This window comes from Longimicrobium sp. (assembly GCF_036280135.1).
Classification (GTDB): Bacteria; Gemmatimonadota; Gemmatimonadetes; order Longimicrobiales; family Longimicrobiaceae; genus Longimicrobium.
Genome location: NZ_DASURI010000955.1, coordinates 1 through 6,616, shown reverse-complemented (window position 1 = coordinate 6,616; position 6,616 = coordinate 1). Strand labels below are relative to the sequence as shown.

Annotated in this window: 8 protein-coding genes; 7 read left to right on the top strand and 1 reads right to left on the bottom strand. The window is 71.5% G+C overall.

The genetic code is table 11. The features are described 5' to 3' along the window. Window positions 1-969, bottom strand: a 969-nt coding sequence (locus tag VFZ20_RS30745) for a beta-propeller domain-containing protein (protein ID WP_329687797.1), incomplete at its 3' end; no start/stop codon positions are given. A gap of 336 nt (window positions 970-1,305) precedes the next feature. On the opposite strand from VFZ20_RS30745, the gene VFZ20_RS30740 reads away from it, so the two are divergent. The 7 genes from VFZ20_RS30740 to VFZ20_RS30710 all read left to right on the top strand — a co-directional run. Further along, entirely contained in the window at window positions 1,306-2,571 is a 1,266-nt protein-coding gene (locus tag VFZ20_RS30740; RefSeq protein WP_329687796.1) for a hypothetical protein, read from the top strand. Window positions 2,572-2,662: 91 nt separating this feature from the next. Continuing rightward, the gene (locus VFZ20_RS30735; RefSeq protein ID WP_329687795.1) at window positions 2,663-3,121 is read left to right on the top strand and encodes a hypothetical protein; all 459 of its coding nucleotides are present in this window, start codon (window positions 2,663-2,665) and stop codon (window positions 3,119-3,121) included. 11 nt (window positions 3,122-3,132) lie between these two features. Continuing rightward, entirely contained in the window at window positions 3,133-3,393 is a 261-nt protein-coding gene (locus VFZ20_RS30730) for a hypothetical protein (protein WP_329687794.1), read from the top strand. A gap of 15 nt (window positions 3,394-3,408) precedes the next feature. Beyond that, on the top strand, window positions 3,409-3,864 hold the full coding sequence (locus VFZ20_RS30725) for a hypothetical protein (RefSeq protein WP_329687793.1): 456 nt from the start codon (window positions 3,409-3,411) through the stop codon (window positions 3,862-3,864). 199 nt (window positions 3,865-4,063) lie between these two features. Further along, on the top strand, window positions 4,064-5,239 hold the full coding sequence (locus tag VFZ20_RS30720; RefSeq protein WP_329687792.1) for a pyridoxal phosphate-dependent aminotransferase: 1,176 nt from the start codon (window positions 4,064-4,066) through the stop codon (window positions 5,237-5,239). Between the two features lie 210 nt (window positions 5,240-5,449). Further along, entirely contained in the window at window positions 5,450-6,184 is a 735-nt protein-coding gene (locus tag VFZ20_RS30715) for a hypothetical protein (RefSeq protein ID WP_329687791.1), read from the top strand. 36 nt (window positions 6,185-6,220) lie between these two features. Continuing rightward, window positions 6,221-6,616 (top strand): lipocalin family protein (locus VFZ20_RS30710; protein ID WP_329687790.1); only part of this gene is annotated, 396 nt, incomplete at its 3' end.

Genomic DNA, 6,616 nt, shown 5'->3' with positions numbered 1-6,616 from the left:
ATCCTCGTGCTCCGTTTCCGTCATCCACACGTACACGGCGCCGGGCGCCACGTAGAACACGCGCCCCGGGGGGCCCAGCACGGCGCTGCCCTGGCAGTCCATCTCCTCCGCTTCCAGGTCGCAGACGGTCACCGTGTGCAGCGCCACGCCCTCGCGCGCGTCGATGGGGCGGCCGGGCCGGTAGACGCGCGTGGCCGGCAGGATGCGGCGAAAGGCGTCGCGCTCGCCGTCGCGGTGCCACCGGCGCATGGCCGGAAAGTGCTCGAACGGGTCGCCGTCCAGCCCCAGCTGCTGCGGCGTGTAGAACACCAGCTTGCCCCCGATGAGCCGGCTGGCGTAGTTGCGCGACGAGTAGTAGTCGTTGCTGCGCAGGTGATAGGTGCTGCGGTGGCTCAGCCGCCCTTCCGGCGTGATGCGGAACAGGCCCACCTCCGTCCCCCCGCGCATGTAGCTGAAGCCGATGACCACCACGGCGTCGCCCGAGACGAGCAGCTCGTCGTACCAGGCGTCGGTGGGGTCCACGTCCGGCCCGAACGCGTCCACGGAGGAGACGGGCCGCAGCGTGTCGCCGCCCACGGCCACGGTAAACAGGCGGCCGCGGCGCAGCATCACCAGGTAGTCGCCGTGCACCTTGACGATGCCGCCCTCGTCCACGCCCGCGTGCTGCACGTTGGTGATGGACTCGGCCTCGGCGTTCTCGTAGGTGCCGCTCTCCGCGCCCGGCTCCGGCTCGGCGGCGGGCGCCATCTGCACCACGTCCGGCGACTCCTCGTAGCGGCGAGCCGTCCGCCGCTGCTGCTTCGACAGCTCGCGCAGGTAGTCGCCCAGCTCGGCCTCGGAGGCGAACGCCGGCAGCGTCTCCGTGACCGGCGCGCTGGCCAGGCGCGTGGTGCCGGGATGCTCCGCGCAGCCGGCCAGGATACAGGCCGCCGCCAGCCCCGCCAGCGTGGCTCCCGCAAGAATCTTCATGGTCATGGACCCCTTGGTTCGTGCTCCGTCCTTCCCTTCCTCCCTTCCTGTCCCGCGCTAAAGGAACGCATCTCCGCCGCCCCATCTGACGCGGAGGCAGATGTCCGTCGCCCCATGGTTCTACGGAAATTGGCACACGGGGCCTGCGGCCAACGGAGTGAACGGTTTTCTCTCGAGCAGGTACCGTCGACTCCGTTCGCCGCGGGCGACGTGTGAGAATGCCGTTTCAACCTGCCGCGGAGGCGAGGCCCGCGGGGCTGGCAGAACGCGGGACCGCGCATCATCATTCAGCCGTCCGCGACGTCCGCTCCGCACATCCCTCCCCGACTCCGCCCCATGATCCCACGCATCCGCCCCCGGCGCGCGCCGCTGGCCGCCGTTCTCGCCGCGCTCGCCCTGGCCGCGCCGCTCCACGCGCAGGACTCGCTGACGGCGCTGCTGCGTGCCAACGCCCACGTCATGCGCGCCGAGCCGGATGGCAGCCTGTCGGGCCCCGGCGCCGAGCTGCTGATTGCCGCCGGCCGCGACGCGCAGTTCTTCCTCGTGGGCGAGGAGCACGGCGTGGCCGAGGTGCCGCGCGTGACGGGCGCCCTGTTCCGCGCGCTGGCGCCGGCCGGCTACCGGCACCTGGCCATCGAGACGGGCGACGCGCTGGCGGCGGAGCTCAACCGCCAGGTGCTGGCCGACGCCACGGGCGCGGCGTACACGGCGTTCCTGCGCGACCATCACCCCGTGGCGCCGTTCTACGGCTGGCGCGAGGACGCGGCCATGCTGCGGGAGGTGATCGGCGCGGCGGGGGGACGGCCGGACGTGCTGTGGGGGCTGGACTACGACATCATGGCGGACCGCTACGCCCTGCGCCGCCTGCGCGACATGGCGCCCAGCGCCCGCGCCCGCGCCGTGGCCGACAGCGTGATCGCCGTGGCCGATTCCAGCTTCCGGCTGGCGCTCTCCACGCCCAACCCCGGGCTGCTGATGATGTTCGGCGGCCCGGACGACGTGTACGCGCCCCTGCGCCAGGCGTACGCGCCCGCCCCTGGGAGCGAGGCGGACCGCATCCTCCGGCTGATGGAGGAGACGCGCGTCATCAACGGCCAGTTCGGGCGGGGGCAGAACTACCTGTCCAACTACACCCGCGCGCAGCTCAACAAGCGGCAGCTCATGCGCTTCCTGGACGAGGCCCGCGCGCGCGACGGGCAAATGCCCAGGGTGATGATGAAGTTCGGCTTCAGCCACATGGTGCGCGGCCGCAGCGTGACGCAGGTGTTCGACCTGGGCACGCTGGCGTCGGAGCTGGCGGACGTGAACGGCGGCCACTCGTTCGGCGTGCTGATGCTGCCGGGCGCGGGCAGCAGCCAGGCCGTGACGGACCCGCGCGTGTTCCGGTCCATGGAGGTGCCCGTGGAGGTGGAGGCATGGGCGCAGCCGTTCTACGCCGCGGCGGATCCGGGCGCGTGGACGGTCATCGACCTGCGCCCGTTCCGCAACCGCATCCCGCGCCTGGGCGCGCTGCCGGACGCCACCCTGCGCGTGCTGTACGGCTTCGACGCCGTCGTCATCCTCTCCGGCAGCGGCCCCCAGCACGACATGGAGCTGCGGTAGACGCGGCGCTGGCGAGGGTCGTGCAGTTCCCCCGCACCGAGACGCGGGCGACCCGTCCGCGAAACCGTCAACGGAACCGGGATTGGATTCGATGCGCATCATCCGCTACGCGGCCCTGCTCCTGGCCTCGCTCGCCGCGACGGACGCGGCGGCCCAGTGCGCCGACCGCCGCGTGCAGGCGGAGCTCGCGGAAATGCGCGGCGAGCTGCAGGGCGCGTCGCTGGACTGCACCGTGGCGGCGCGCGGCGACCTGGATGGCGACGGGGCGCGGGATGCCGTGCTGCTGCTGAGCTACGAGGGGATGGGCGGCGGCAACAACTGGGGCAGCTTCCTCTACGTGCTGCTCGCCGACCGTTCCGCGCCGTTGCTGGAGGAGCCGGAGGCGGAGCGTGGGCCGATCGACTCCGTCACCGTGGCGGGGCGCGAGGTCCGCGTGCGGACGCTGGAGTACCGCGACGGCGACGGCCGCTGCTGCCCGTCCGGCCGCGACGCCTTTGCCCTGCGCGTGGAGGAGCGCCGCCTGGTGCGCGTTCCCGTCCGCGGCTGGTGAGCGGCGCCGTCGTGAAGCCGCGTACGTCGAGGGATGCGGACCAGCCGCGTCCCTCGCTCGATGTCGGCCAGGTGCCCGGGCTTGCCGAGCTCCTCCGGACGCTGGATCATGAGGGGGAGATCCTCCTGGTCCAGGGTGGCGAGCCGGTGGCGCGCATCGTCCCCGTGTCCGCTGCCCGCAAGCGTGCACGAAAGCCCGGCAGCGCGCGCGGGCTGATCCACGTGGCGGACGACTTCGACGCCATGCCGAAAGATCTCCAGCCGTACTTCTGAACTGATCTCTATCTGATGCGCTCCATCCTGCTCTTGCCGCTCCTCTTCCTCCCGCTCGCGGCGGCGCCCCTGCGCGCGCAGGGGTGCGATGACCCGCGCGCGACGGCGGAGATGGCGCGCATCCGGCAGGAGATCGGTGCGCCGGACGTGATGTGCGTGGAGTTCGCCCGCGGCGACGTGGACGGCGACGGGCGCGACGATGCCGTGCTCGACATCGGCTACGAGGTCATGGGGATGGAGAACGGCAGCCGCAGCCGGCTCTACGTCCTCTTCGGCGACCCGGCCGCGCCGCTGGCGGCGGAGCCGGACGAGCCGCGGGGCGCCGTGCAGGCCGTCCGCATCGACGGCCCCGTCATCCGCGTGGAGACGCTGGCGTCCCGCCCCGACGATCCGCCCTGCTGCCCGTCGCTCATCGGCACCATGGTGCTGCGCGTGGAAGGCCGCGCCCTCCTCCGCGCGCTGGACCTGTAGCGGTGCAGGTGGATCATCGTCCTCCTGACATTGCCGCCGAACGGCTGGATGATCAATCGACACGCTCCACGTCCGTCAAGCACACTTCCTGACGGAATACGGATGGCGCGATGCAGAAATCTTTGATAGCTTCCATCCCCGATCGGCGCCGCGGTCCCCGCCGGCGCCCGCTCCACCCCTCCACGACCGCAGCGGAACCATGGTCACCACCGCACGACGCGCGCACGTTTCCGAAAAGGCCGGCCGGTTCACCGAGTCCGTGATCCGCGAGATGACGCGGCAGGCGCTGGCGCACGGCGCCGTGAACCTGGCGCAGGGCTTTCCCGACTTCGGCGCGCCGGACGACATCAAGCGCGCGGCCGTGGAGGCCATCGACCGCGACGTGAACCAGTACGCCATCACCTGGGGCGCGCGCGATCTTCGCCAAGCGCTGGCGCAAAAGACCGCCTGGCACCTGGGGCTGGAGATCGACCCCGAGCGCGAGGTCACCGTCACCTGCGGCGCCACGGAGGGGATGATCGCCACGCTCATGGCCACGGTGGACCCCGGCGAGGAGGTGGTGATCTTCGAGCCGTTCTACGAGAACTACGCGCCCGACGCCATTCTTTCCGGCGCCAGGCCCGTCTACGTGCGGCTGCACGCCCCCGACTGGACGTTTGATCCCGACGAGCTGCGCGCCGCGTTCAGCGAGCGGACGAAGGCCATCGTGCTGTGCAACCCCAACAACCCGCTGGGCAAGGTGTTCTCGCGGCAGGAGCTGCAGCTCATCGCGGACCTGTGCATGGAGCACGACGTGCTCTGCATCACGGACGAGATCTACGAGCACATCCTGTACGACGGGGCCGAGCACGTCTGCATGGCGCAGCTGGAGGGGATGCGCGAGCGGACCGTCGTCGTCAACTCCATGTCCAAGACGTACTCCGTCACGGGCTGGCGCGTGGGCTACTGCATTGCCCCGCCGCACATCACGGCCGCCATCCGCAAGGTGCACGACTTCCTGACGGTGGGCGCGGCGGCGCCGCTGCAGGCCGCGGGCGCGTACGCCCTGTCGCTGCCCCGCGAATACTACCACCACCTTTCCGCGGACTACCAGGCGCGCCGCGACCTGTTCATGCCCGCGCTGGAAAAGGCCGGCTTCGGCATCTCCGTCCCCAAGGGGGCGTACTACGTGATGACGGACATCAGCCGCTTCGGCTTTCGCAACGACGTGGAGTTCGCCATGCACCTGGTCAAGGAGGTGGGCGTGGCGTGCGTGCCCGGCAGCAGCTTCTACAGCCGCCCGGAAGACGGCGCCAACCAGGTGCGCTTCTGCTTCTGCAAGCGCGACGAGACGCTGCTCGCCGCCGTGGAAAAGCTGTCGAAGCTGTCCGCCTGATGACGCCGGATGCGGATGGGCGCGCGGCCCTCTCCCGCGCGCCCATCCGCATCCGGAACCTCCGGCACCCCGCCCCTGTACCATGCCGCCGTCGCGCCCGGCGCGGGCGCGGCCACCGGCGGCACGACGCCTCCCATCCGCAGGATCCGCGTCGTCCCCGCCGGCTCCCCCGAAGGTCATCGCTCCCCCCTCACCTGCCAGACCGGTACAATGCGCATCCGTTTCATCGCCCCGCCGCTCCTGGCCGCCGCCGTCGCGGCCGTGCCCGCCGCCGCGCAGGTGGAGGGCGACTATCGCCTGGTCAGCATCAACAACCAGCCGCTCCCCGTCGAATCGCCCACGGAAGCCGGCGTCATTGTGCATGGCTCGTCCGTCGTGTTCGGCACGGACGGGCGGTTCAGCATGTCCATGACGGGCCGCGCCGCCGGGGGCGAGCACACCCAGCAGGCCGCCGGCACCTACGTGGCGACCCGCGAATCCATCCGCCTGACGCCCGAGCCCTCCGGCGGAAGCACCATCGACTTTCGCTGGATGCGCCGCGGCGACACGCTGCGCATCCACGACCGCGACCGCAACGAGTTTCGCTTCGTGCGCCAGGCCGCCCAGGCCGGCGGCGAGGCGTGGAGCCCCGGCACCTGGGCGCTCGTGGAGATCAACGGCCACGGGATGCCCGCGCCGTGGATGAACAGCGGCATGACGGTGACCCGCTTCACGCTCCGGTTCACGGCCGACGGGCGGCTTACCTCGCGGATGTTCGGCATGGACGAGGGCCGCTCGGTGGATGACGAGGACGATGCGCGCTTTCGCGTCCAGGGCGACAAGCTGCTCATGCTGGACAGCTCCGGCGACGGGTCCGTGGAGGAGGAGATCGTCTGGTTCATCCGCGACGGCACGCTGCGGCTGGTGGACGACGACGGAGACGTCCTCGTCTTCAGGCGCCAGTAGCCGCCGGCGTCTCGCCCACCCTTGATGAACGCCACCATGCGCACTCTCGCCGCCGCCCCGCTCCTGCTGCTGGCCACGCTGGCCGCCCGCCCCGCCGCCGCGCAGGTGGAGGGCCGCTACCAGGTCGTGAGCATCAACGACCACGCGCTTCCCGCCCCGTACCCCGGGGAACCCGGGATCATGATCACGCGCGCGGCGTTCTGGCTCCACGCCGACGGCTCGTTCAGCACGTCGATGTCGGCGGACACGGGCGATGAACAGGACACGGACGACGAGTCCGGCACCTACGAGGTCGCCGGCGATTCGCTCCGGCTGTCGGACGAGTACGGCGGCCGGCCGGAAGCATACCGCTGGGCCCGCCAGGGCGACACGCTGCGCCTGCACGACGACGGCGAGAACGTGTACCGGCTCGTGCGCGAGCCCGTGCTGGCC